This window comes from Limosilactobacillus balticus (assembly GCF_014145615.1).
GTDB classification, from domain to species: domain Bacteria; phylum Bacillota; class Bacilli; order Lactobacillales; family Lactobacillaceae; genus Limosilactobacillus; species Limosilactobacillus balticus.
Genome location: NZ_JACIVH010000062.1, coordinates 42,839 through 68,676, shown reverse-complemented (window position 1 = coordinate 68,676; position 25,838 = coordinate 42,839). Strand labels below are relative to the sequence as shown.

Here is a 25,838-nt window from a genome sequence, read left to right as displayed (position 1 = left end):
TTTTGACTGCTAAAATACTGATGATTAAGTGAAGGAGTGCTAAGCTATTAATGTAAGCAGTTTTTAGGAAAGGAATGGGAAAACTGATGAAATTAATTATGTATAGCGTTCGTGACGCTGAAAAACCTTATGTTGAGGCATGGACGAAGAAGACAGGTAATGACGTCAAGATGGTTACTGAACCATTAAATGCTGATACAGTTAAGCTTGCAGAAGGATATGATGGGGTATCTCTTCAACAGACAGCAAAATTGGGGGATAAAAAACTATATGAGCAATTAGCCGCCATGGGAATTAAGCAATTAGCTGCTCGAATGGTTGGCGTTGATATTTTTGATTTAGATGCATGTAAAGCAAATGGCATCATTGTAACGAATGTTCCTATCTATTCACCACGGGCAATTGCAGAAATGGGTGTCACACAGGCGATGTACTTGTTACGACGGATTGGTGAATTCGAACAACGTATGAGTCATGGTGACTTTCGGTGGAGCGATGATTTAATTAGTAATGAAATTTACAATTTAACCGTGGGAATTATCGGCCTTGGTAACATTGGTGGGGCCACTGCTCAGATTTATAAGGCACTGGGGGCAAAAGTTCTTTCATATGACCCGTCTTACAATGTCGAATATGAACCATACGTTGAATATACCGATTTCGATACTGTTGTTAAGAATGCGGATATTTTATCCTTACATACGCCGTTATTACCAAGTACCGAAAACATGATTGCAGCACCACAATTTAAGATGATGAAGGATAGTGCTTACTTGATTAATATGGCTCGTGGAAAATTGGTAAATACCGCGGACTTAATTTCTGCCTTGGAAAATAAAGAAATTGCAGGTGCTGGCCTAGATACATTAGCTGACGAAACTTCTTTCTTTGGGAAGCAAGTTTCGTCAGATCAAATCCCAGATGATTACAAGAAATTAGCTGCAATGCCAAATGTTCTTGTTACACCCCACGTTGCGTTCCTAACCGAAACATCTATTCGCAATATGGTCGAGATTAGTTTGAATGATGCTGTTACGATTTTAGAAGGCAAGCATTCACGAAATGAAATAAGAATGTAATTAAGTTCAAGAATAAAAAGAAACTCTACCAATTTATGAAGGTAGAGTTTCTTTTTAATTAAGACATAAATAAAATTATTAAAGAAAACGTAATTAATCTATTAAGATATCGCTTTCTTATTAGAGGACTGTTAAACTTAAAACTGTTGAAAGCACTAGTCATTATAGAAAGGAGCGAAATTAATAAAATGTTGTCAGCCACTAGTAGCCAAGAATAGATGAAAGGACTGATGATATTGGCTAGCGATAAACATGGAATTAAAGATAAAGTAGTGGGTAAATTAAAAGAGGTTGAAGGTAAAATAACCAACGACAAGACCCGCGAAACCGAGGGAAAGTTGCAGAAAGCTAAAGGAAAAGCTAAGGATAAAGCAACTGATCTTAAAGAGACGTTGGAAGATAAAAAGGAGGGATAATTATGCATTGGATTTGGGTTTTAATTGTTGGTGGATTAATCGGTCTTGCTGCTGGTGCATTAACCCGTCGCGGTGGATCGATGGGAGTTATCAGTAATATCGTAGCTGGACTGGTTGGCTCGTCAATCGGTGAAGCAGTGTTAGGTGCATGGGGACCACAAGTAGCAGGAATGGCAATTATTCCATCTATTATTGGAGCAGTAATCTTAGTGATGATTGTCTCCTTGATTTTCGGAGTAAAAGCGGAGAGATAGACTAACATAAAAAGCAGCGGCCAAAAATTGATCGCTGCTTTTTATGTTAGTTCTTTTCATACTTTCCAAACCGATGATAATCTTGAACTGACATTTCAACCGTTAATAATGTTCCATCACTTTCATAAGTAGTATCTAAAATGTTAGTGTGTTCATTGAGGTAAGAAACGACGTGCCCATCAGTAAATGGAATTAAAAGCGTTGTTTTAACATAGTCTTTAAAGAGATGTTTCTTAATAACGTCAACGAGAAGATCTAATGAAGCATCCTGCTTTGCTGAAATAACAACTTGATCGTCACCTTCGAGAATAGGAAATTCTATTTCAGTTTTATCTGCTTTATTAAACACATTGATCATTGGGATATCAGTAATTCCAATTTGTTTTAAAGTCTCGTTAGTTGTTTCCATCATTTCCTTGTAATGTGGATCGGAATAATCAATAACTTGGATTAACAAGTCGGCATTAGCGGCTTCTGCAAGCGTGGATTTAAATGATTCAACAAGATGAGTAGGCAACTTGCTAACGAATCCAACCGTATCACTTAATAAGAAGCGTTTTTGATCTGGAAGCGTTAGTTGTCGGACACTTGTATCAAGGGTCGCGAATAACATATTCTTTTCAAAAACGGTTTTTTCTTCAGCAGCGCCGTATCTTCTCACAAGACCATTCATGATAGTTGACTTACCAGCATTGGTATAGCCAACGAGGGCTGCTGTTGGAATGGCGCTTTTTGCTCGCTGCTTTCGCTTTGTCTGTTCAGATTTATCAATGGCTGCTAATTCGTGACGAAGGTGGGAAATTTGATGTTGGATAGTTCGACGATCCATTTCAAGTTTAGTTTCCCCGGCCCCCCGGTTAGTAAAGCCGCTTCCTCCACCAGTTTGCTGGTCTAGGCGCTCACTTGCACTAGTTTGCAACCGTGGTAAGCGATATTGAAGTTCAGCGATTTGCACCTGGAGTTTTGCTTCTTTAGATTGAGCACGAGTTGCAAAAATCTCTAAAATAAGAGCGGTTCGGTCTAGAATACGACATCCAGTTCCTTCTTCAAGATTACGTAATTGGCTTGGTGATAACTCATCATTAGTAATAATAGTAGGAACATGATTAGCATCAGCCACATCGCGAATTTCTTCTACTTTACCCTTTCCAAAGTAGGTAGCGGGATTAGGACGATCGATGACTTGATCAATCCGATCGATAACCTCCATGTGATTTGCTTGTGCTAGTTCAGCGAGTTCAACCATTGAGTAGTCAAAGTCTTCTTGACCAGTATTTAATCCAGTAATAATTACTGGTTCTAAAGTTTGTATGTTAGTCTCCATTGAAGAATAGTGTTCCCCCTTTATGGATATTATTCTGGTAATTCAAGTTTGTTGTAAAAATCAACAGTAGTATTATTTTTATCTAAAGTGAGTTTAGTGATGCTGCCGTTACGTGGTGAATCACCTGGATCGTAAGCGTCAGAATACCGTTGGACGATTGAGCGAATAGTGGCTCCATGTGAAACTACTAGTACTTCTGCTCCATCTGGCAATGCCCGCAAGCGATCAAAGCCTTTATCAACCCGTTTCCAGAAAGCAACGTGGTCTTCAGCAGTACCATAATTATCCGCTGCTGCAATCTTATCTTTTAATTTGTCTGGTCCCCAACCGGCAACCATTTCTGCAAAACTATGATAACCCTCTGGCCCACCAAGAAAGTCAGCGAAATGTTGGCCATCTTCTCCTTCAAAGTAGCCAAAGAATTCTTCACGAAATGCTGGCTCTGGGATTGGCTTGGGATTATTGCCAGGATGTTCAGCAAGCAAGAAACGGGTAGTTGAAACTGTTCGTGCGAGGTCGCTGCAAAATACATAATCAAATTGAATAGGAGCAAGCGCCCGTCCTACTCGTTTGGCGTCTTCTTCCCCCTTTGGCGTTAGCGGACCATCAGCCCAACCTTGCATCCGATTGTAGAGATTAAGATAGGTTTGTCCGTGGCGTACAAAATAAACGTTGATTGCCATAGTTACAGCACTCCTTTAAGCGAAATAAAATACTTATTATATTTTAACATGATTTTGCTGAAGAAAAAGCAATTATAGCATTCGGTTTCGCTTAATAATTCGTTGACGAATCGCTTTGATAAGTGCTAACAGGCCAACTCCTAACAGTGAGCCCGCAACAAATGCTAAGATAATAAGTGAGAAGTGCTGACGGACAAATGGAATTGTTCCAAAGTAATATCCACATCCAGCACCAATTGCTACCCATAATGTCACGCCAATAATATTACCAATTGTGAAGCGATGAAATGGAAACTGCATTGTTCCGGCAATTAGGGGGACGAATGTTCGGATGAGTGGTACAAATCGTCCTAGTGCAACAGCTTTGATCCCATGATGGGTTAAAAATTCTTGTGCTTTCTCAAAACGGGGACCGATCATTCGTTTTTTGAGCCATTGCCAATGAGAAAGGGAATGACCGATATAATAATTAACTGTATCACCGATTAGGGCCGCAAAGAAAAAGACAGGGATCACGATTCCTATTTTTAAGACCGGGTTAAAGGCAATAAAAGAGCAAGTTAAAAAGATGAGTGATTCACCGGGAAGCCAGGGAAAAATCACTAATCCAGTTTCCATAAAAATTAGGATAAAAAGGAGAACGTAACTCCAAGCACCCATCCACTCAAACATGGGAATGATTGTTTCCGCAATATGAGTTAGGAGATAAAAAAGATGGCTCATTGTAGTTTTCCTCCTCCTGTATCATGGTTTCAATATATTGTAGCGTTATTATTAGTGGTTTTGATGATCTTAGGATTAAAATTAAACGACATTTAAGAATTAAAAAATAGAAGGCGGAAAGTTAACAGACTAATTAGCGAAAATGATATAATAATTGGATAATTTTAAGATAATTTATTAAATACGTCGACCTGAAGATGAAAGGTAGGGAGTATGAAATGTCTACAAAAACTGAAAAAGAATTAGAACAAAAGTACCTTGATAATGTGATCGATAAAGTAAAACAGGCCGAACAAAAAGCAGAAAAAAAGATTAAAACGGCTCAACATGATATTAAGGGCATCAATAAGCAAATTGATGATATCCACTTAAACACTACTACTTATTCAGGCATGATGGATACGGCCATGTCTTTTCGTGCTCAACAACAGATGTTAGATGAACGTCAAAATAGTTGGCAACATGCGGCAGACCGGCTAGCGACTTTACAGCGACTTGAAAAGAAACCTTACTTTGCCCGCATTGATTTTCGTGAAAAAGGGGCTGACGAATCTGAAAGTGTATACATCGGACTAGCTTCCTTTACCGATAAGCCAGATCACTTTCTGGTTTATGACTGGCGAGCACCGATTTCGTCTGTTTACTATGAAGGAAAGCTTGGGAAAGTTAAATATCAGACTCCAGTAGGTGAGCAAGAGGTTGATCTTACTCTTAAGCGCCAATTCCAAATTAAAGATGGAGTAATTGTAACCATCTTTGATACCGACGAACAAGTAGGTGACCAGATGCTTCTTGATGCTCTTGGTAACCATTCCAGTACCAAGATGAAGAGCATTGTAACGACAATTCAACGGAAACAAAATGAAATTATTCGTGATACGAAAAATGAGTTGTTGTTTGTTCAGGGGGCTGCTGGATCAGGTAAGACAGCGGCAGTTCTTCAACGAGTGGCCTGGCTTCTTTACCGTTATCGCGGCAATTTGACATCTTCGCAAGTTGTGTTATTTTCACCTAACCAATTATTTAATGACTACATTGATCAAGTCTTGCCGGAATTGGGTGAGCATAACATGGTCCAGATGACTTATTTCCAGTTCGCTAATCGGCGAGTGCCAAGGCTTCATGTTCAGAACTTAGAACAACGATTTGAAAGTCACCAAGATAAAACAGCTAAGAATGCGCAACAACTATTAACTAGCTTGCAATATTTCAAGGCAACAGAGCGTTATGCCAATCATCTTGGTCATGCTAATATGCGTTTCCGCAACCTCATGTTTAATGGTAAAGTCTTTTTAAGCAAAGAGAAGATTAAGGAAATTTACTATTCATTTAATAACAACTATAACCTGGGAAATAGATTAGATGGAACCAAGGAAGAGTTAATTAAATACCTTAATCACCGTGTAAGTACTGAAATGCGCAATAAATGGGTTGAAGATGAAATCCAAAGCTTAAGTAAAGAAGAAATCGATAACCTATTTAATAACCAACCACGTGAATTTGAAGATGAAGATAAAGAATATAAGTTTCTTGCACGTCAAATTGTTATGCGGGCATTTATGCCAATAAAAAAGGCCATCGATCATAACCAATGGCTTAATATCAATGGACAATTTTTACACCTTCTCCGGGTAACTCCTAAACTGGTTAATATTGCTGAATATGGTATTTCTGCAGAACAGTGGAAAGATTATGTTGATGGAGTAAAAGAAGAACTAAAGAAGGGTAATATCAGTGCCAACGGAATCACTATTTATCTGTACCTATATGATTTAATTACTGGAAAGCATGGTCAACGTGATATCCGTTACGTTTTTGTTGATGAAGTCCAAGATTATGATGCTTACCAGCTAGCTTACCTTAAATATCGTTTTCCTCGTGCTAAATTCACATTGTTAGGGGACCTTAACCAGGCAATCTTCACTCATGAGAATAGCCGGTCATTATTAAAACAATTAGGCACGATGTTTGATCCTGAAAAGACGAAGGTTGTCCAATTAACTAAGTCTTACCGTTCCACAAAACAAATTACCGACTTTACTAAACACATTTTAATTGATGGTGAAGCGATTGAGGCCTTTGAGCGTGAAGGCAATAAGCCCCATGTTTATCAAGCTAAGAATGAGCAAAAAGGGGTAGCGACAGTTATTGATATTCTTGGTAAGTATCAAAATGATCATGATGCCGTCGCGATTATTGGTAAAGACCTCAAAGATAGTGAAGAATTGTATCAAAAGTTAAATGCGAACAACATTAAGACCACCCTTATTCGGACAGAAAATCAACGGTTAGTAAAAGGACCAATTGTTGTACCATCATATCTAGCAAAAGGATTGGAATTTGATGCTGTTATTGTCTGGAATGCGAATGATCAGCAATACCACGGTAATGATGAGCGACAATTGCTATATACAATTTGTTCCCGGGCAATGCATGAGTTAAGCTTAGTATCGATTGGGGAAACAACTAGTTTGCTAGACCAAGTCCCGACAGATGAATATGAAAAAGTTAATGTTGACAAATAAATGGCAAGAGTAATATTGCACTTTATCATATTAGATTTATAATTTAATTGTGTATAAAAAAGTGAAGAATAAGTTCGATGAGGAGTAGTTCATATGAGGGTTATTATTATCGGTTGTACCTTTGCGGGGATGACAGCCGCGTCGCAAATTTTAAGAAGTCATCCGGAGACAGAGGTTACGATTTATGACCGCAATGCTGTCGTTCCCTCAATAACGTATGATATCAATGACTATGATGACCAAGATGCGGAACAACCTCGTCTACGAACTGAATTAAGCTCGGATCAATTATCAATTAAGGGTGCTGATATCAAGATGGGTTTCCTTGTAATGGGTGTAGATCCGGTGCAAAAAACGATCAAAGTTATGGGAATGCTAGATGATACTACTTCCGAAGAGTATTACGATAAGCTGATTATTGCTACCGACTCAAGAAATGAAGCACCTGCTTTAAAGGGAATTGATAGCAGTAATGTAACATTAATCAAGGACCAACAAGATGCAAAAGCTGCTCTTTTGCTGTCTGCTATTGACCAACAAATTGCCGTGATTGGTAATGATCCGCTTAGTTTAGGCTTAGTCGATGCATATCGGCAAAAAGGGAAAGAAGTAACTCTTTTTACGAATGGTGAGCCAATTTTGCACCACAATTTTGAAGAAGAATATTCTAAACGAGCCCTTACAATTTTAACGGCTGCTAATATTAAAGTTGTTACGGATGAACATGTTACCGAATTAGATGATAATGGGATTGGGATCACGGTTGCTACTGATAGTGGTTCATACAGTGTTAGTCGGGCGATTGTTATGGCAGATCAAAAGCCAGATACATCTATTTTTGAGGGTGTAGTGAAACTGGATGAAAATGGGATAATTAATGTCAATGAGTTTCTTCAAACATCTGATCCTAATATATATGCAATTGGTGGGTCAACGACGATTCACTATAATCCAACTGGTAAGGACATTTATAAACCTCAGCCGACTGAAGCTGTTCGCCAAGCCGCAATTGTTGCCCATAATATCACTGGAGAACAGATGAAAGATTCGGGAACACAGCTTAGTATGAGTTTGAATCTTGACGGAACATATATGGCTTCTTTAGGATTGACCTTTGAAAGGGCTAAGGAAGCTGGCTTTAATGCTGATGTAGTGACAATTGAGGATAATTATCGTCCAGAATTTATGCCAACTACTACTCCGGTTCTGATGTCATTGATTTGGGATAAGGATACCCAACAGATTTTGGGAGCACAGATGATGAGTAAGCATGATATTTCAGAAACTTTAAGCTTGATTTCATTATGTATTCAGAATCAAAATACAATTGAGTTTCTTGGAATGTACGATACGATGTTCCAGCCTAACTTTGACCGCCCCTTTAATTATGTTAATATTTTGGGACAAGCGGCAATGGCTAAAGCAGGGACTGAATAATCTGTTAAAATAATAGGTAGATAATTAATAGATTGATTATGGGAGTAAAAAAGCTTACCCTTATAAATAGTAAGTAAATAAAATGAGGTGTAGATATGAAAGTAGTTATTGTTGGCTGTACGCACGCGGGCACGATAGCAGCAACCCAGATTTTAAATGCACATCCAGAGACTGAGGTAGTAATTTATGAACGGAATGATAATATTTCCTTCCTTTCTTGTGGAATTGCGGTTTACCTGAGTGGTGAAGTTGGCGATCCAGATGCAATGTTTTACTCAAGTCCTCAGCAATTAGCAGAGATGGGAGCCACTGTTAAAACAAAGCATAATGTCTTAAGCGTTGACCCTGACACAAAGACCCTTGAAGTCGAGAATCAGGAAACTGGTGAATTGACTGCAGATTATTATGATAAATTGATTGTTACCACTGGATCATGGCCAGTTATTCCACCAGTTTCCGGATTGGAAAATAAGAATTTATACTTATGTAAAACTTATTACCATGCAAAAAAACTTTTCAATGTTGCCAAGGACTCGAAAAAGATTGTTGTCGTTGGTGGAGGATATATCGGTGTTGAATTAGTAGAAGCATATCTTCGTCAGGGACGCGAAGTGACATTAATCGATAGCTCAGATCAAATGTTGCTTAAATATTTTGATAAACAGTATTCTGATCGAATTGGTCGCATTTTCAAAGACCATAATGCCCATCTGGAATTACAACAACGGGTTACTGGATTTGAAGATGATGGTAATGACGGTGTTAAAGTTCTTACCAACCAAGGTAAAGTTTACGATGCTGACATGGCTGTCCTTTGTGTTGGCTTCCGACCAAATAGTGACCTGGTTCGGGGAAAAATTGACCTTCACCCTGATGGGACAATTAAGACCAATGAATACATGCAAACATCTAATCCTGATATCTATGCCGGTGGGGATGTAACTTCCGTCCACTTTAATCCTACTAATACTGACCGTTATGTTCCATTAGCTACTAATGCTGTTCGCCAAGGAACGATTGCCGGTGTTAATGTTTTTGGTAATACCATGAAGTACATGGGAACACAGTCCACAACAGGTCTCCACTTGTTTGGCAATACAATGGTATGTACTGGTTTAACATTACGGCGAGCAAAAGAGATGGGTATTGATGCTGATTCAGTTACAATCGAGGATAATTACCGTCCAGAATTTATGCCAACTACTACGCCAGTCTTTATGACCCTGGTATGGGAAAAAGGAACGCGGCGGATTCTTGGGGCACAATTTATGAGTAAGCATGATGTTTCTCAGTCTGCTAATCTTGTATCTGTATGTATTCAAAATCGCAATTCAATTGATTTTCTTGCTTACGTTGATACACTGTTCCAACCAAACTTTGATCGACCATTTAACTATGTCAACTTGCTGGCTCAAGCAGCGGTTGCCAAGGAAGATAAGAAAGTAAATAAATAAAAATAGGAGGCTGGGAGAAAACTTTTGTTTTCTCTCAGCCTCAACTACTTTTATAAACAATAGAAAGATAACGTGGAACTAGCTTCGCGTCGTCACAAGGCGGTTATTTCCCACTCTCTCTATATTAATGCTGTTTTCTTAAAAATGGCACGTCTTGGAAATTAACTTGCATAATTGCATTGGCTAAAAGTAAGATCAAACCACCCCAAATTAGCTGTGGTGTAAGGGGGTCATAGCCCATGATAACTGACATGGTGCTGGCAAAAAATGATTCTAGCATCAATAATAATCCAGCGGATGTAGCATCGGTATATTGTTGAGCGGTAATTTGCATCCCTTGTGCTAAGAAAGTTACGACAATAGCTAAAATGGCAAGGGGAATCAAAGCTTGGACCCAATGAATTTGAGTAAGGTTGGCACGTTCAAATAGTCCCGTAGTAATCCAACCGAACGTACCTTGACATAAACCAATCATGAAAATTACCACCCAGGGACTGGAAACTTTCGGTGCGTACTTTCCAAAGAAGATTAGTTGTAAGGCCCAAAAAATAGCAGAAACAACAGTAAGAAAGTCGCCAAAATTTAATTGCAGACCGGTATTAGCAACATTAGTGATGACAGCCATTCCGATAATAGCGAGGGCAACCGCAAAATATGTCTTTCGTTGCGGACGCTCATGCCAAAATAGCCACAAGATCAAAGGGGCAATTGCGACATATAAGGTCGTCAAGAAGGCATTTTTAGCTGGTGTGGTATAACGGAGGGCATCAGTCTGTAAAAAATAACCCAGAAAATTAATTGTTCCCATAAGGACACCTAGCTTAAAATCTTGCCAGGTCATTTGGTTGATCTGTTTATGAAAAATAATATAACCAGCAATTACACACATTGTTCCCCGGCAAGCATTGATGACGCCAGAATGCATTCCGGCTTGAATCGTTAGTTTGGCAAATACGTAGCTGCTTCCCCATAGGATAGCAACCAGCAATAACATTAAATTCGCTTTTTTCTTTGAAATGGTGCTCAGTCCCTTCTGTTAATTAACGACACTCAATCATAACATTTAAGATTAATTTTCAAAAGACTAACTACGACAGAAAAGTGACGGAATTTTTAACTTTTTGGAAAAATAAAATTGTACGGTTGCGGTTAGCTAGTTAGTGTATTATTGTTAATAATGATATTTTTTTATGGAGGAACGACTATGAAAACAGCGTTGCAGAAGCTCCGCCGTGTCTTGAATACCAAGCTCGGTTTTTTTCTGCTTGTTGTACTTTTATTTTGTTTAAAGAGCTATTGGGCCTATCAAAATGAATTTAATTTAGGTGTAAAAGGAAGTATGCAACAGTTCCTTTTAGCATTTAATACGATTCCAAGTGCCCTTGTCTTTTTGGGAATTGCATTATACTTCCGTGGGCGATTGTCCTATTGGATGATGTTGATAATTAATGCGGCATTATCGACATGGCTTTTTGCAAATATTTTGTACTATCGAGAATTTTCAGATTTCATTACCTTTAACGTAATAAAGGGATCTGGAGCGGCTTCAAACAATCTTGGTAAAAGTTTAATGGGAATATTACGTCCCGAAGACTTTTTAGTTTACCTGGATGTTGTAATTTTAGCACTTATCTTACTTTTCCACTTTGTCCGTGTTGATATGCGGCGCTTTAAGATTAGATATGCGATGACAATTACTGCCCTTGGCTTTGTGCTATTTGGAGTTAACTTAGGAATGGCAGAAAGTGATCGTTCACAATTACTTACGCGAACTTTTGATAATAACTATATTGTTAAGTATCTAGGACTCGAAGCATATACAGTTTATGATGGGGTTAAGACGACTAATAACAGTGTAGTAAAAGCGCGTGCTAACCGTGACGAATTAAAGCCGGTTTTGCATTTCATCCATAGTAATTATGCTGCGCCAAATGTTGAATATTATGGTAAGGCTAAAGGAAAGAATATTTTTATCATTCACCTTGAAAGTCTCCAGCAGTTCATGATCGACTATAAGCAGGATGGTCAAGAAGTAATGCCAAACCTGAATAAGTTGTACCATGCAGATAATACGTTGGCATTTGATAACTTCTTCCACCAAGTTGGTCAGGGAAAGACGGCGGATGCTGAAACAATGCTCGAAAACTCGCTATTTGGTCTTCCGGAAGGATCAGCGATGGTTACTGATGGGACGACTAATACCTTCCAATCTGCACCAGCGCTTCTTCATCAAAAACTAGGATATACCACGGCATCATTCCACGGGGATGTTCCTAGTTTCTGGAACCGTGATAATGCTTATAAGTCGTTTGGTTACCAATACTTCTTTAGTAAAGAATATTATCCAAAGACTAAGGATTATGATGCTGGATATGGAATGAAGGACAAGATCTTCATGAAAGAATCAGCTCACTATATTGAGCAGCTTCCACAACCATTCTATGCAAAGATCATCACAGTTACTAACCACTATCCATATATCCTTGATAAAAAGAATAAGGATATCGAAGCGTGGAAGACTGGGGATGACACGGTCGACCCTTATATTCAGACTGCACGCTACTTAGATGAATCACTTGGCGAATTTCTTGATTATCTTGACAAGACTGGGTTACGGCAAAATAGTGTGTTAGTTCTTTATGGTGACCACTATGGGATCTCTAACAACCACCAACCAGCAATTGCGCAAATCTTAGGTAAGAAGAAAGTAACTAATTATGATCTAGCAATGTTCCAAAAAGTACCATTTATGATTAATATGCCTGGCCTAAAAGGTGGGATTAATCATACTTATGGTGGTGAAATTGATGTCTTACCTACTCTTGAGGACTTGTTAGGAATTAGCTCTAAGAATTACATTCAATTCGGACAAGACTTACTTTCCCCTGAAAATAAGCAAATCGTACCGTTTAGAAATGGTGATTGGGTAACACCGAAATACACTAAGTATAATGGTGATTACTATTACACTAAGAATGGTAAGCAAATTACTCACCAAACTGCGGCGCAACGTAAAGAAATTGGCAAGATTCAAAAATATGTTACAACTGATCTTGGATTATCAGATAAAGTCGTGAATGGTGACTTGCTTCGTTTCTACAAACTACCAGGATTTAAGAAAGTTGATAAAAAACAATATACTTATAACCTTAAGAAGAGTTTGAAGAATTTACAGAAGCAACAAAAGAAACAGAAGACAAGTTTGAAGTCGGAAAATAATAACCAGAGTACCTTCGATGATTACACAACCGATGCACCAGAGTTAAAGGATTATCCGAAATTAAACTTCCCTAAACCATAACAAGATAAAAAGGAGATTGCCATTGGAGCGATCTCCTTTTTATCTTCTAAACAGTTGCGTTGCACTAATTATCTGGTAAAATGTTTAGGTGTTCACAAGCTAGATTGAGCTTTAATTATGTTTATAATATGGTACTATTAAACGTGAGTAACCGTTTTCATTAACGGGTGAAATAAAGGATTTTGCATAATGGATGAATGGATGAACTACGAACAATTTGATCGGCAAACATGGCACGGCTTTTTTCCAACTGATTCAGTGCGGTTAACCCAAGGAAACTTAGATGAAATTAAATCGTTGAATGATCGAATTTCAATTGCGGATGTGCAGGATGTATATTTGCCACTAATAAAATTAATTCAACTGCGCTACCAGAACTTTTTGGAATGGCAGATGCAAAAGGCAAACTTTTTACAACGATCCACGATCCGCATTCCATATATTATTGGAATTGCGGGTTCGGTTGCGGTTGGGAAGAGCACCATCGCTCGGCTAATTAGTATTTTACTAAATAAAATGCTGCCAGATAAGCGGGTAGAATTAATGACGACGGATGGTTTCTTATATCCTAATGCGGAATTAAAGCGGCGGGGAATCATGGATCGGAAGGGCTTTCCCGAATCATATGACATGGAAAGGCTTCTTAAGTTTCTTAATGATGTTAAAGCAGGTGAACCAGTTGTTAAGGCGCCTACATATTCGCACCAAATTTATGATGTTCAACTGGATAAACCCTTAGTAATTGATCGTCCAGATATATTAATTGTCGAGGGAATTAACACGCTCCAATTGCCAAGTAACCAGCAATTGTATGTTAGTGATTACTTCGACTGGTCATTGTATGTGGATGCAGATCCAGACCTAATTGAGCATTGGTATCTTCAACGGTTTGGGATGTTGCTAGAGACAGCCTTTACTGACCCATCAAACTATTACTATCCTTATTCAAAGGGTGACCGTCAAGAAGCATTTAAAATGGCAAAAGAAGTTTGGCAACGCGTCGATCTTCCTAATTTACGGGAGTTTATCCTGCCAACTAAGAGTCGCGCTGACGTAATTTTACATAAAACTACGGGGCATATCGTGGATAAGCTTTACTTGCGACGGGGTTAATTGGTTAGCCAACTATATAAGTCAATAATTTCAATATCAGGATCTAAGCCAGCGTAATTGAGCGCTGGTTTTACTGTAATTAAAAGTTTTTTATATTTTGAGGAAAGTTGCCGTAATCCGCTGATTGCCCGACGATAGGCGCCAGCATCAGCAAGAGAATAAGCAATCTGAATACAGGTAAAGATATCATTTTTAATTGCGACAAAGGTAATCTCATTATCTTTGATGCGACCACTATATACTTGGTAGCCTTGACTCAGCAAATCAATAAAGACGATATTTTCAAGGATCCGTTGAGAAAGGACATTCTTTTTCAGCGTAAGAGCTTGCCGGATACTAGGGTCTACCGGATAATAACGAATATTGGTACTTTTGACATGGCGACGAGAAAAATCATATTCTTTGCACGGGTAAAAAATAAAGGACGTCTGTAAGAACTGCAAATAGAAATCGACCGTCTTATTAGAAGTAGTGATGTGGTGACGTTTAAGACTATCAACAATCTGAGAGATGTTTTGTGTGGTTCCAGCATGATGAGCTAGGTGGTGTGCGAGTTGTTTAGTCAGTCCTGGATTACAAAGGGTCGCTTGCTGGGTGAAATCGGTAATGATAATCGTGTTGATGATCCCATTCACATAATTACGGAGGTTGATTGGACCGTGAATTTCGTGAGTATAGGGGAAACCACCCTCATTTAAATATTGATATAACGTTTGGGAATCAGCTTCTTGTTGGTTCCTTTTTATGTATTCACGGAAGCTGCAAGGGAAAACAGGGATGATGATGTAGGGAGTCATTTGCTGAAGATGTTCTTTCTCCAGAATAGTTTTGTTGGAACTTGTAATATAGATATCAGTATTGGAGAGGGAATTTAGGGCATTTACAACGCGGGCAAACTGAGGAACCACTTCAACTTCATCGAGAAAAATATAATTCATCTGGTGTTTACTAAGCCGATCAAGGATAAATTGTAAAAGATATTCTGGATTGCATAATTCATTTTCTAGGAGATATTCAAAGTTGATCACCTGAATTTGACTTGGGGATATTTCTTGTCGCCGAAGAGTTGCTCGGAACTGTTCAAGAATAGTCGTTTTACCACACCGACGAACCCCAACGAGGATCTTAATTGTTGGCTGGTCCATGTTGTTTATTAGTTGGTTAAGATATTTTGTCCGAATAAACATATTGCACCTCAAGTAAAAAATAGCTAACTAAATTTTATCAAATGCAGAAAGCGCATTCAAACCAACTGGATTTGGAATGGATTACAAATCCTGCACTAGAAAATTTAGTTAAAGCTCTTAGTAAAAGTAAAAAAATGAACCTTTTTAATCCTAATTTATCAATGTTCGAAACGGTTGCACATAATATTTATGACTCATTTTTATTGACAATTGCTGACAGACCACTTAAGAAGGATACAGATTAAATGAGATGAGGAGGCTGGCGAAATGATAAAAACTGATAAAGATACTAAAACACTTGAAGCACAAGCGGTTGATGAAGAATTACGTTTATTAAATATTGACTTAGAACACTAATTAAATATCCTCAATAAAATTCCATCTAACGAAAAAGGCGTGAGAAAATATGCTCCCGTCTTTTTTGTTATGGAATATTAAATAATCATTGACCATGCAATGCTCAGCCTGTAAACTAGCCTTTAAGAATAAAAATTTGAACAAAGGAAGTGTCATTGTGGCAAACATCAATTTAGATGCGTTTGATAAGATCATTGTCTTGGATTTTGGCAGCCAATACAATCAATTGATTACTCGTCGGCTTCGTGATTTCGGTATTTATTCCGAATTGCTTTCTCATAAGTTGACTGCGGACGAGATCAAAGAGATTAATCCTAAGGGGATCATCTTCTCAGGTGGGCCTAACAGTGTTTACGATCCAAACGCATTCAAGGTCGATCCAGAAATCTTTAAGCTTGGTATCCCAATCTTAGGTATTTGTTATGGAATGCAATTAATGTCATACGACCTTGGCGGAAAAGTTGAAAAAGCTGATAACTCTGAATACGGACGAGCAGATATTGAAGTACTTGATGACGAGGCTGTATTATTCAAAGGTTTGCCAAAGAAGCAATATGTATGGATGAGTCATGGTGATTTAGTAACTCAAGCCCCAGCTGGTTTTGAAGTTACTGCTACTAGTAAGAACTGTCCAATTGCGTCGATTGCTGATAATGACCGTAAATTCTATGGTGTTCAATTCCACCCTGAAGTTCGTAATTCCGAATACGGATTAGACATTTTACGTCGCTTTGCTTTTGATGTTTGTGGCGCTAAAGCAAACTGGACGATGGATGATTTCATTGATATGCAGATTGATGAAATCCGCAAAGAAGTCGGTGACAAGAAGGTTATCTTAGGTCTTTCTGGTGGGGTTGATTCCAGTGTTACCGCTGTTTTGATCCATAAGGCAATTGGTGACCAACTTACTTGTATCTTTGTTGACCACGGACTGTTACGGAAGAACGAAGCTGACCAAGTGATGGATGCGTTGAGTCGCGACCTTGGTGTTAACATCATTAAGGTTGATGCCGCAGATCGATTCTTAGGTAAGCTTGAAGGTGTTACTGATCCAGAACAAAAGCGGAAGATTATCGGTAAGGAATTTATCGAAGTCTTTAATGAAGAGGCCAAGAAGATTAAAGATGCTGATTTCTTAGCTCAAGGTACACTTTATACTGACGTAATTGAATCTGGAACAGACACCGCACAGACGATTAAGTCTCACCATAATGTTGGTGGTTTGCCAAAGAAGCTTGGTTTCAAGTTAATTGAACCATTACGGAAACTCTTTAAGGACGAAACTCGTGAACTGGGTGAAAAGCTTGGGATTCCACATGAATTGGTATGGCGTCAACCATTCCCAGGTCCAGGCCTTGGAATTCGGGTTATTGGCGAAATTACTCCTGAAAAGCTTGAGATTGTTCGTGAAAGTGATGCAATCCTTCGTGAAGAAATCAAGAAAGCTGGTCTTGATGAAGAAATTTGGCAATACTTTACTGTCTTACCAGGTATTCGTTCAGTTGGTGTTATGGGTGATGGCCGGACATATGACTATGCAGTTGCTATTCGGGCCGTTACTTCAATTGATGGGATGACAGCTGATTTTGCTAAGATTCCATGGGATGTTCTGCAAAAGATCTCAGTTCGGATCGTAAATGAAGTCGATCACGTTAACCGCATTCTTTATGATGTCACGAGTAAGCCACCTTCGACGATTGAATACGAATAAGGTTGCTTTTTAACTTGATAGCGAAATATCGATATAACGGTACTAAATCAATTCGAATCTATTAAAAACAACATTATTCCCTACTAAAATCCTACCAAAAATTATTAAGGGTATTGTCTCAGTGTTATGGAAAAGGTACTACGTATTTTGATTTTACGTAGTACCTTTTCTTTTAATCTTTTTCCATGCTATAAGTAATTATATCGGCAGTCTATCGTATTACCCGCAGTGTAGACTTTTTTATAGTACCCCAAATCTAAAATGGAGAAATAAAAACACAGCTCATATCAAAGTCAAGATATAAGCTGCTTAGGAGAATTATTCTCTAATAAAATCTGAAAAAGTTTTCACTGCTTTGGAAGCTATTTTACGAAACTCACTTTCAGAGTATGTTTGATCTATGACTCCCCGATATGCAAATAAAAGTCCGCCTAAAAGAAATGTAATTGAAATTTTAGCCTTTTCTTCCATTTCTTTGTTTAGGTATAATTGTTCAACTTTTTTTTGTGCTAGTGCAATAAAACGTTCCTCTTGCCCGTTGAATAAAATTTTAATGTTAGGATTTTTTAGCTTTAACTGCGATAGTTCCTCTATGAAATCATCAATATTAGTAAATGATTTTTTTGTTTTGGAAAAATTCTTCCCGATATCGTCTATAATTTCTTGTTGCATTTGATTAGATAGATCATAAATATCTGTATAGTATCTATAAAATGTTGACTTATTAATTAAGGCTTGTTGACATAAAGTTATAACTTTTATTTTTTCTAACGGATATTTCTGCCTTAGTTTTAAAAAGGTAGTTTTAATATTTTTTTTTGTTTTTAATATTCTTAAATCCATTAACTTAACCTCCTCTAAAAAAATATACAACCATTTAAAATTAATGGCGCATAATCAACTATTTCACTTTAAGTGCTGATTGTAGATATGCAACTGTAGTTGTACATTATTATTATAACTAATTACATAAAAGGATGGAAAATACTTTATGGATATAAAAAAGTTTATATTTAATAAAATGACACTTTTTGCTATACTTTTTGCCATGCTTTATCAAATCTTTATGATTGGTATATATATTGGTGGGTATCGTTACACTTCTGAACATACAAAAAATGCAACCATTATCTATGTTAATAATGATGGTCAAAATGGTGCAAAACTAATTAATGAAATTGCTAAGAATATGGAATTTAAATCAAAAAATGTAGACGATATATCTAAGGCAAAGGACGATTTAAGAGATCATAAGGCTGTTTTAGTAATGGAAGTGCCTAAAAACTATACTGAAAATCTTGCAGATGGAAAAAAGGTGCAATTGAATTATTATATCAATAGTGCTGGTGACCAAATGTCAAAAACCTTTGGAACAACAATTTCGACCAAAGTTACAGATAAGCTCAATACAACTATTACAAGCAAAAAAATTCAAGGCACTATGGTCAAACTTTTGCTAACTGCTAATCAAGACAAAATAAAAGATGCAATTGGTCAAGCGATCACCGCAAATCCGGAAATGGCATCTGATCCAGTGAAGATGGCTTCAATGCGAAAAGAAATTATGGATCAGTATACAAAACAGTTTTCAAAACAAGCCAAAGAATTAGGAACATTGACTAACGTAAAAAATAATACTGTTGATCTTAATTCAAAGAGTACTAATATGAATTATTTAATGGCTCCAATGATGTCAGCGTTAGCTGGTTTTGTTGCAGCCATGACTTCATCGACAATCCTTTTTTCTTCATTTGATTTAGAGGCTAAAAAGAAAGCTAAAGATAAATGGAAGGCCTTCTTCTCCCTCCAGATAATCTATATGTTAGTTTCTATTGCAGCATCTTTAACTGCAGCAACATTATTAATATGTATCAACCATATTTCATGGAGTACAGCTTTTCAGATTTTTGGTGCATCTTTCTTAAATCTCATCATAAGTTTTCAAGTACTGAATGTGACAACGCTTCTACTAGGACCATTATCAATTGTTATTAACATTCCGCTAGTATTAGTTCAAGCAATCACATCTGGAGGTATTATGTCAGCTCCATTGATGCCCCCATTCTATCGTTTTATACGAGAATTTTTACCAGTACCAAGCACATACCAATTAAATTTAAATATACTTTATAATACAAGTTCAAGCTTGAATCCAGTGTCTCATTTACTTTTAATTGGAGTTTGTGCTTTAATAATAGAATGTTTCTTAATCTTTATTAAATATCGTAAAGATCAAGAAATTCCTAAAGTCACTGGTCCAATGGATGTAACAGGATTTTAATATTAAGTTATATACGTCCCCTCAGAGTTGGTAATCAACTCTGGGGGATTTTTGTACACAAGATTCTAATTAAAGAAATATGAGTAAGTAGCCTTAAAAAGGAAAGACATTATCCTTATTGATTAAGTTAACGTTTGAAGTAGTATGAGAGGTCGGTCCTTTGACCAATTATCTTCTACTCAATATGAATATAGTTAGTTGGTAATCACTGGTTTGCTTATGAGATGTCATGGCGAAATTAAATGTAATCCTGTATGATTAGAGTATCAAGCTCCTTAATCCTTGAATACGAACGAACTAGATAAGGTAAATTCAATATGCATAATTTAATTTTTCTTACAGACCTCGCAGGATCAGATTTAGATCCATACATGCGACTAAATGAAGCACAACTCTTTCATGCCCTCGAACCTAATCCGGGTTTATTTATTGCGGAAAGTCCTAAAGTAATTGAACGAGCTTTACGAGCAGGTTATCGGCCAGCGTCTCTTTTAATGGAAGAAAGGGAACTAGAGCGCGATTTGGCTGATTTGGATCATGAGATGGCGATTAACCAAACTAGGGGATTAGAACAAACGCCAATTTATGTAGTTAATAGTAAATTACTTCGGCAGTTGGCCGGTGGTGGTTATAATCTTTTACGCGGAGCATTAGCGGCTATGCACCGAGTCGAACGGCCAAGTTTAGATAACTTTTTGGCTACTATGCCCAGTGACCATCCGCGTATCGCAATCCTGGAAAGCGTTGTTAACCCTACCAACATTGGAGCTATTTTTCGCTCGGCCGCGGCTCTTGGAATTGATGGGGTAATTGTAACGAGTGACTCAGCTGATCCCCTTTATCGCCGAGCCTCACGGGTAGCTATGGGAACGGTTTTCCAAGTACCGTGGACCTATGTTGATGCTAAGGTTTGGCAATCAGAAGGGATTGACCTTCTTCATCGGGCTGGCTATAAAACGGCCGCGATGGCTCTTTGTCATAATACAGTTGATATTGATGATCCTCAATTGGCTGAGGTAGATAGATTAGCAATTATCCTTGGTTCAGAAGGTCCGGGCTTAAGAGAAAAGACAATTACGCAGAGTGATTTTACAATTAAGATCCCGATGGCTACGGGCGTTGATTCCTTAAATGTGGCGGCTGCCTCGGCCCTTGCTTTTTGGGAATTGGGTAATCAAAAAGTTAAATAATTGTACCAACTTGAGCAGCAATTTGGTATCCGACCATGTAAAGGGTTACTGGTACTTTTAAAGTAACGGAAAAGCCCAAGAACAAAGTAGTTTCTGGATATGGAGTGATTTAATGAAGGGAATGCTAAGTGAGTTTGTACCTAAATCTATATCCCCAAATCCGGATAAACATAATTGTAATTTCAACTAGTAATGTTTTGTGAACACCAATCTTTCTTCGTTTATCAAAAATATTTGATAGCAGTTCTTGGAAATAAGAGATTAAAAGAAGTAGCTCAACAACTGGATGTTACTCCTTCATATGCATCCCAATATCGTAGAAGAGCAATTGCACGCCATCTTGTACGACCAGGATCATACGGACATGTTCAGTATATTTTGCCATTCTTTAATGAATTTATTTGGGCAACGCAAGATCCCGACTCAATTTATTTTTATGGCCTTGAGTAAAGTTTAAATAAAGTAATAATTTAAATCCCAAACCATAGATTAAGTGGCCAAATGGTGCCCTTCTAAAGTATGGTTTATTTTTTGTTCTCAAGACAAATGTCCTCAAAACTATACTTTGAGATAGAAAAATATCAATTTTCATGTATATTAAGAGACGAGTGGCATAGAAAAATGTAAGCGCTAACTAATATAATAGTGATAAAGAGTGAGGGTGATACTCTTGAGTATTAATGAAGTATACAAAGCAATTAATTCAAACGAGCGGGTTCGTCAGCTAATAAAAACAGCACCACTAAACATTATTGAACAAATGGAAGTGAAAAACTTTGATACAAAACAATTTGTTCTGTATCAAGGAGAGAGTTATCAAAATACCTATCTGCTTGTTAATGGGCGGGTGAAAGTTTTTTTAAATTCGCCTAGTGGGAAACAGGTGGTTTTGGACGTTTATGATTCTGGGATGTTTCTCGGCGAACAAGAAGCAATTATCAATCGTCCTTACAGTGCATCAATTATTAATATTTCACCAATTACGGTCCTAAGTATTCGGAATAGTGATTTCGTTGAGTGGACGCAGAAAGATCATAGGTTTGCTGATAGGCTGATTCATAATCTTTCCGAGCAGATTTATCATCTTACAAAACGGATGGAGCGTTATAGTATGCACTCTGCATTACAGCAAATTGGATTATTTCTACTTTACTGTGCTCATGAACATATTCCAATTACCCGAGAAAAAATCACTTATGAAGTTGATACCTCATATCGGAATATAAATCGTGTCTTGAAGAAGTTAGCTGATATTAATGTAATTCAAATCGATCGCTCAATTATTAAAATCACCGACTTACAAACCTTGCAACAGATTGTGGAAACGGAGGATTAATTATGATGGAAGAACAACAACCACATACACAATTAACCACAGAAATTAACACTGATAGTGCAGTAATTGTTGGTGACCCTGCACGAGTAGATAAAGCAACCGAATTTTTGAAAAATGTTCAGGAATGGGCATTTAACCGGGAATATAAGTCAATAATTGGTACTTACCGAAATAAACGAATTTTAGTAATGTCAACTGGGATTGGCGCACCGTCTGCGGGTATCGGAGTTGAAGAACTGCATAACGTTAATGTTAAGAACGTGATCCGTGTAGGGTCTGCTGGTGCAATGCAAAAAGGGATTGGCTTAGGCAAATTAATCATTGGCGAAGGAGCAGTCCGTGATGATGGATTAACTAAAAAGTATGTCCCAGAAATTTATCCTGCTGTCCCTTCATTTAAATTAATGGCCTTAGCACATAAATATGCGCCTAAAGCAGTTTATGGGATCATTCGTTCACATGATGGTTTTTATATGGATGACAATGCAGAACAAGAAGCTTTTTGGTCTGAGAAGGGGATTGTTGGCGCCGATATGGAATCAAGTACCCTGTTAACGATTGGTCGTCAACGTGGAATGGAAACTTTGTCGATCCTAAATAATGTTGTCCTATACGAAGGAGACCTTGCAACGGGGGTTAATGATCTGGTTAATGGGGCTGATCTCATGACTCGGGGTGAAATGGCTTCACTTAAACTTGCATTCGATATCTTAAGTGATCAAAGTCTGGAGGAAAATTAATATGACAAATACAACTAATGATCATGGCTGGCTTTTTACACAACTTTTTAGTAATTGGAAGAAGTTTGAAATAATTTACGTGACAACTTTGCTCTTGCTCCAAGTAGGTGTTTATTTAATCGCACCGGATAGTTGGATCGGCATGCTTTCTGGAGTTTTTGGCACAATTGCCCTTGTTTATGGAATGAAAGGGCGGAAAGTGACTTTTATTTTTGGCTTCATTCAGTGTGCTGCGATGACTTATATTGCTTGGCAAAGTCACACCTGGGGAACTTTTGTCATGGACATTTTCTACGTGATTTCTCAACCAATTGGCTGGTTTATGTGGGGGCATGATGATGCAACTAAACGTTTTAGCCCGCAAGCACGACGTTGGGTTTTTGCAGGGGTGGTAGTTGCTTATTTCATCGGCTGGTATGTTATTGGCCTCTTCCGCGGACAGCTTCCATATTTTGATTCGTTTAATTTAGTGGTTAGCTTTATTGCTCAATTGCTTTATATCCTTAAATACCAAGAAAACTGGTCACTCTGGATTTGGGTTAATACAGCAAACATTATTTACTGGATTATTCTGGCAATTCGTTTCCAAATGGGTGTTCACATTGGAACTTTTGGTGGTGACTTATCGCAAATTGCTTTGCAAGCGGCCTTATTATTTAATTCGATTTATGCAACCAAAGTATGGGCTAGTGGTGAAGCTGATAATGAAGGAGGCACAACAGATTAATGAGGAATTACAAAAAATATCAACGCATCTTTGGAATTGTTTTAGACTCAGTCGGAACTGGTGCGGCGATTGATGCGGATAAGTTTAATGACACAGGGGCAGATACGTTAGGTCACGTTGGCGCGGCTTACAAAGGAAACTTGTCATTACCTAACCTTGGACGACTAGGACTTAGCAATTTACGTAAAGAAGCAATTCAAGGGATCGCTAACGCCCCTTATCCTTTAGCTTATTATGGCAAAATGATCGAAATTTCAGCTGGTAAAGATAGTATGGATGGTCACTGGGAGATGATGGGACTGCCTGTTTTTAAACCGTTGTCGACATTCCCGCAAGGCTTTCCTCAAGCAATTATCGATCAGATTGCAGAATTTTCTGGACGGAAAGTGATTGTCAATCAACCATATTCCGGTACCAACGTAATTCATGACTATGGTGAACAACAAATGGACACTGGGGAACTGATTGTCTATACTTCTGGCGATTCAGTAATGCAAATTGCGGCTCATGAAGATGTAATTCCTGTCGAAGAACTTTGTAAGATTTGTCGCTTTGCTCGAACACTGTTAAATGGTCCGGATTATCAGGTTGGTCGGGTGATTGCACGTCCTTATATTGGCCCAGATAAAGATCATTTTATTCGAACTGCTAATCGCCGTGATTTCACGTTAGAACCACCATCCCCAACAGTCATCGACCAGCTTCATCAAGCCGGTTATACGACGATTGCGATTGGTAAAACTAATGACATTTTTTCAGGACATGGATTTATCCAAACTTACCATAATGAAAGTAATATGGATGGAATGAATCACGTTGATGAAGTGATGAAACAAAACTTCACTGGTTTTTGTTTTACTAATCTAGTTGACTTTGATACGCTGTATGGTCATCGTCGTGATCCGCAAGGTTTTGGACAGGCGTTAATGGATTTTGATCGGCGACTGGGAAAAGTCTTGCATAATCTTAAAAGTAATGATCTATTAATTATTACTGCCGACCATGGAAATGATCCTGGTTTTCGGGGCACAGACCATACTCGTGAAAACGTCCCATTACTGGTTTATTCTCCATCAATGCAAAAAAGCGGGCCATTGGGTACTCGTCCAACATTTGCTGATTTTGGCGCAACTGTGCTGGATAATTTTAATTTGGCTCGCGGTGAGTATGGGACTAGCTTTTTGGAGCAGTTGGTATAAATAAAAAGCCATCCTTATTGCAGAATGGCTAATTAAAATTATTTATTGTCAAACGGATCCCACTCGTATTTTGCACGCGCACCACCAATCAATTTTGGTCGATTACGGAGATAGGTCGTATGGGCTAAACCGACTTGTTTTATAGACGTGCGAATTGGAACTTGGACAAACTTAACGTGCATGCCAATTGAGGTGTCACCAATGTCCATGCCAGCTTCAGCAGTAATGTGTTCAACTTCAATCGGATCGCTGAAGCTTTCAAAAGCAGCAATTTGTCCTGCTCCTCCTGCATGGAGCGAAGGGAAGACAGTAACTTGTTCAAAACCGCGCTCTTTAGCTACACTCCGTTCGACAACAAGTGCCCGGTTCAGGTGTTCGCAACCTTGAACTGCTAAGTGAAGGTGGTGTTTTCGTAAGATATTAACAACTGTCGAAACAATCGCCCGAGCAATCTCAATGTTAGAGTCCTTTCCGATTATTCCGCCATGGACTTCACTAGTTGAAAGCCCTAACACGACGAGGTCATCTTTTTCTAACTGAGCTTGATCTAATAATTCTGTTAAACCTGTTGCTGTTTGTTCTTTAATTTTATCAAGATTAATTCCTTCTACTATCATTAATTATCATTCCTTTATTATGAATAATATATCTAATTATTCCCATTATACTAGGAAAAGCCTTTATGTAGCTAATAGTAGGCTGTTCTATTTATGAGTCTAAAAGAGGTTAACGCATAATCTTTTGACGATTATTATCAGCTGGCTCAGAAAGCGTATAAGGAGCATAGTAATCTACATGACA

The 25,838-nt window shown here is 38.0% G+C and carries 23 protein-coding genes; 16 read left to right on the top strand and 7 right to left on the bottom strand.

The features are described 5' to 3' along the window. Positions 1–86 precede the first annotated feature (86 nt). From H5S10_RS04040 to H5S10_RS04030, 3 genes are all read left to right on the top strand, one after another. Complete coding sequence (locus tag H5S10_RS04040; RefSeq protein WP_182588812.1) at positions 87–1,079, top strand: D-2-hydroxyacid dehydrogenase; 993 nt, start codon at positions 87–89, stop codon at positions 1,077–1,079. A 218-nt stretch (positions 1,080–1,297) separates the two neighbouring features. Further along, positions 1,298–1,495 carry a CsbD family protein gene (locus H5S10_RS04035; protein ID WP_003675030.1) on the top strand — a complete coding sequence of 66 codons (198 nt, stop codon included), beginning with the start codon at positions 1,298–1,300 and terminating at the stop codon, positions 1,493–1,495. Positions 1,496–1,497: 2 nt separating this feature from the next. Beyond that, positions 1,498–1,749 (top strand): GlsB/YeaQ/YmgE family stress response membrane protein, encoded by a 252-nt coding sequence (locus H5S10_RS04030; protein ID WP_003664819.1) that lies wholly within the window; start codon positions 1,498–1,500, stop codon positions 1,747–1,749. Between the two features lie 46 nt (positions 1,750–1,795). On the opposite strand, the gene hflX is transcribed toward H5S10_RS04030, so the two are convergent. From hflX to H5S10_RS04015, 3 genes are all read right to left on the bottom strand, one after another. Then, on the bottom strand, positions 1,796–3,073 hold the full coding sequence (hflX, locus tag H5S10_RS04025) for a GTPase HflX (RefSeq protein ID WP_182587032.1): 1,278 nt from the start codon (positions 3,071–3,073) through the stop codon (positions 1,796–1,798). A gap of 29 nt (positions 3,074–3,102) precedes the next feature. After that, positions 3,103–3,756 (bottom strand): histidine phosphatase family protein, encoded by a 654-nt coding sequence (locus tag H5S10_RS04020; protein ID WP_003664816.1) that lies wholly within the window; start codon positions 3,754–3,756, stop codon positions 3,103–3,105. Positions 3,757–3,828: 72 nt separating this feature from the next. Continuing rightward, complete coding sequence (locus H5S10_RS04015) at positions 3,829–4,479, bottom strand: DedA family protein (RefSeq protein WP_182588811.1); 651 nt, start codon at positions 4,477–4,479, stop codon at positions 3,829–3,831. A 218-nt stretch (positions 4,480–4,697) separates the two neighbouring features. Between H5S10_RS04015 and helD the strand changes: the two genes are divergently transcribed. From helD to H5S10_RS04000, 3 genes are all read left to right on the top strand, one after another. Beyond that, entirely contained in the window at positions 4,698–7,004 is a 2,307-nt protein-coding gene (gene helD, locus H5S10_RS04010; RefSeq protein ID WP_267905331.1) for an RNA polymerase recycling motor HelD, read from the top strand. 93 nt (positions 7,005–7,097) lie between these two features. After that, complete coding sequence (locus H5S10_RS04005) at positions 7,098–8,441, top strand: FAD-dependent oxidoreductase (RefSeq protein ID WP_182588809.1); 1,344 nt, start codon at positions 7,098–7,100, stop codon at positions 8,439–8,441. Positions 8,442–8,536: 95 nt separating this feature from the next. Further along, positions 8,537–9,895, top strand: a complete 1,359-nt coding sequence (locus H5S10_RS04000) for an FAD-dependent oxidoreductase (protein ID WP_182588808.1) — start codon at positions 8,537–8,539, stop codon at positions 9,893–9,895. Between the two features lie 124 nt (positions 9,896–10,019). Here the strand turns inward: H5S10_RS04000 and H5S10_RS03995 are convergent, their stop codons facing one another. After that, positions 10,020–10,889, bottom strand: coding sequence for a DMT family transporter (locus H5S10_RS03995; protein WP_182588806.1), 870 nt, complete (start codon positions 10,887–10,889; stop codon positions 10,020–10,022). A gap of 210 nt (positions 10,890–11,099) precedes the next feature. On the opposite strand from H5S10_RS03995, the gene H5S10_RS03990 reads away from it, so the two are divergent. Together H5S10_RS03990 and coaA are read left to right on the top strand one after the other, a co-directional pair. Next, positions 11,100–13,196, top strand: a complete 2,097-nt coding sequence (locus H5S10_RS03990) for an LTA synthase family protein (protein ID WP_182587025.1) — start codon at positions 11,100–11,102, stop codon at positions 13,194–13,196. A 189-nt stretch (positions 13,197–13,385) separates the two neighbouring features. Then, the gene (coaA, locus tag H5S10_RS03985) at positions 13,386–14,309 is read left to right on the top strand and encodes a type I pantothenate kinase (RefSeq protein WP_182588804.1); all 924 of its coding nucleotides are present in this window, start codon (positions 13,386–13,388) and stop codon (positions 14,307–14,309) included. On the opposite strand, the gene H5S10_RS03980 is transcribed toward coaA, so the two are convergent. Further along, entirely contained in the window at positions 14,306–15,496 is a 1,191-nt protein-coding gene (locus tag H5S10_RS03980) for an ATP-binding protein (RefSeq protein WP_182588803.1), read from the bottom strand. The genes coaA and H5S10_RS03980 overlap by 4 nt on opposite strands. Before the next feature lie 514 nt (positions 15,497–16,010). Here H5S10_RS03980 and guaA point away from each other — a divergent pair. Continuing rightward, positions 16,011–17,564 (top strand): glutamine-hydrolyzing GMP synthase, encoded by a 1,554-nt coding sequence (guaA, locus tag H5S10_RS03975; RefSeq protein ID WP_086879130.1) that lies wholly within the window; start codon positions 16,011–16,013, stop codon positions 17,562–17,564. 318 nt (positions 17,565–17,882) lie between these two features. Here the strand turns inward: guaA and H5S10_RS03970 are convergent, their stop codons facing one another. Then, positions 17,883–18,407 (bottom strand): TetR/AcrR family transcriptional regulator, encoded by a 525-nt coding sequence (locus H5S10_RS03970; protein WP_182588801.1) that lies wholly within the window; start codon positions 18,405–18,407, stop codon positions 17,883–17,885. Positions 18,408–18,555: 148 nt separating this feature from the next. Between H5S10_RS03970 and H5S10_RS03965 the strand changes: the two genes are divergently transcribed. The 7 genes from H5S10_RS03965 (at position 18,556) to H5S10_RS03935 (ending at position 25,037) form a co-directional block, all read left to right on the top strand. Further along, positions 18,556–19,845: an ABC transporter permease gene (locus tag H5S10_RS03965; RefSeq protein WP_182588799.1), complete on the top strand. Its 1,290-nt coding sequence runs from the start codon at positions 18,556–18,558 to the stop codon at positions 19,843–19,845. Positions 19,846–20,162: 317 nt separating this feature from the next. Then, positions 20,163–21,035 (top strand): TrmH family RNA methyltransferase, encoded by an 873-nt coding sequence (locus tag H5S10_RS03960; protein WP_182588797.1) that lies wholly within the window; start codon positions 20,163–20,165, stop codon positions 21,033–21,035. Between the two features lie 192 nt (positions 21,036–21,227). Then, positions 21,228–21,485, top strand: coding sequence for a hypothetical protein (locus tag H5S10_RS03955; RefSeq protein WP_182588795.1), 258 nt, complete (start codon positions 21,228–21,230; stop codon positions 21,483–21,485). 211 nt (positions 21,486–21,696) lie between these two features. After that, positions 21,697–22,371 (top strand): Crp/Fnr family transcriptional regulator, encoded by a 675-nt coding sequence (locus H5S10_RS03950; RefSeq protein WP_231795467.1) that lies wholly within the window; start codon positions 21,697–21,699, stop codon positions 22,369–22,371. A gap of 5 nt (positions 22,372–22,376) precedes the next feature. Continuing rightward, entirely contained in the window at positions 22,377–23,111 is a 735-nt protein-coding gene (locus tag H5S10_RS03945; protein WP_182588863.1) for a nucleoside phosphorylase, read from the top strand. 1 nt (position 23,112) lies between these two features. After that, positions 23,113–23,838, top strand: coding sequence for a nicotinamide riboside transporter PnuC (gene pnuC, locus H5S10_RS03940; RefSeq protein ID WP_182588792.1), 726 nt, complete (start codon positions 23,113–23,115; stop codon positions 23,836–23,838). Then, positions 23,838–25,037, top strand: coding sequence for a phosphopentomutase (locus tag H5S10_RS03935; RefSeq protein WP_182588791.1), 1,200 nt, complete (start codon positions 23,838–23,840; stop codon positions 25,035–25,037). The genes pnuC and H5S10_RS03935 overlap by 1 nt, the downstream gene beginning before the upstream one ends. 38 nt (positions 25,038–25,075) lie before the next feature. On the opposite strand, the gene H5S10_RS03930 is transcribed toward H5S10_RS03935, so the two are convergent. Beyond that, positions 25,076–25,654, bottom strand: coding sequence for a TIGR01440 family protein (locus H5S10_RS03930; RefSeq protein ID WP_182588789.1), 579 nt, complete (start codon positions 25,652–25,654; stop codon positions 25,076–25,078). Positions 25,655–25,838: the final 184 nt, after the last annotated feature.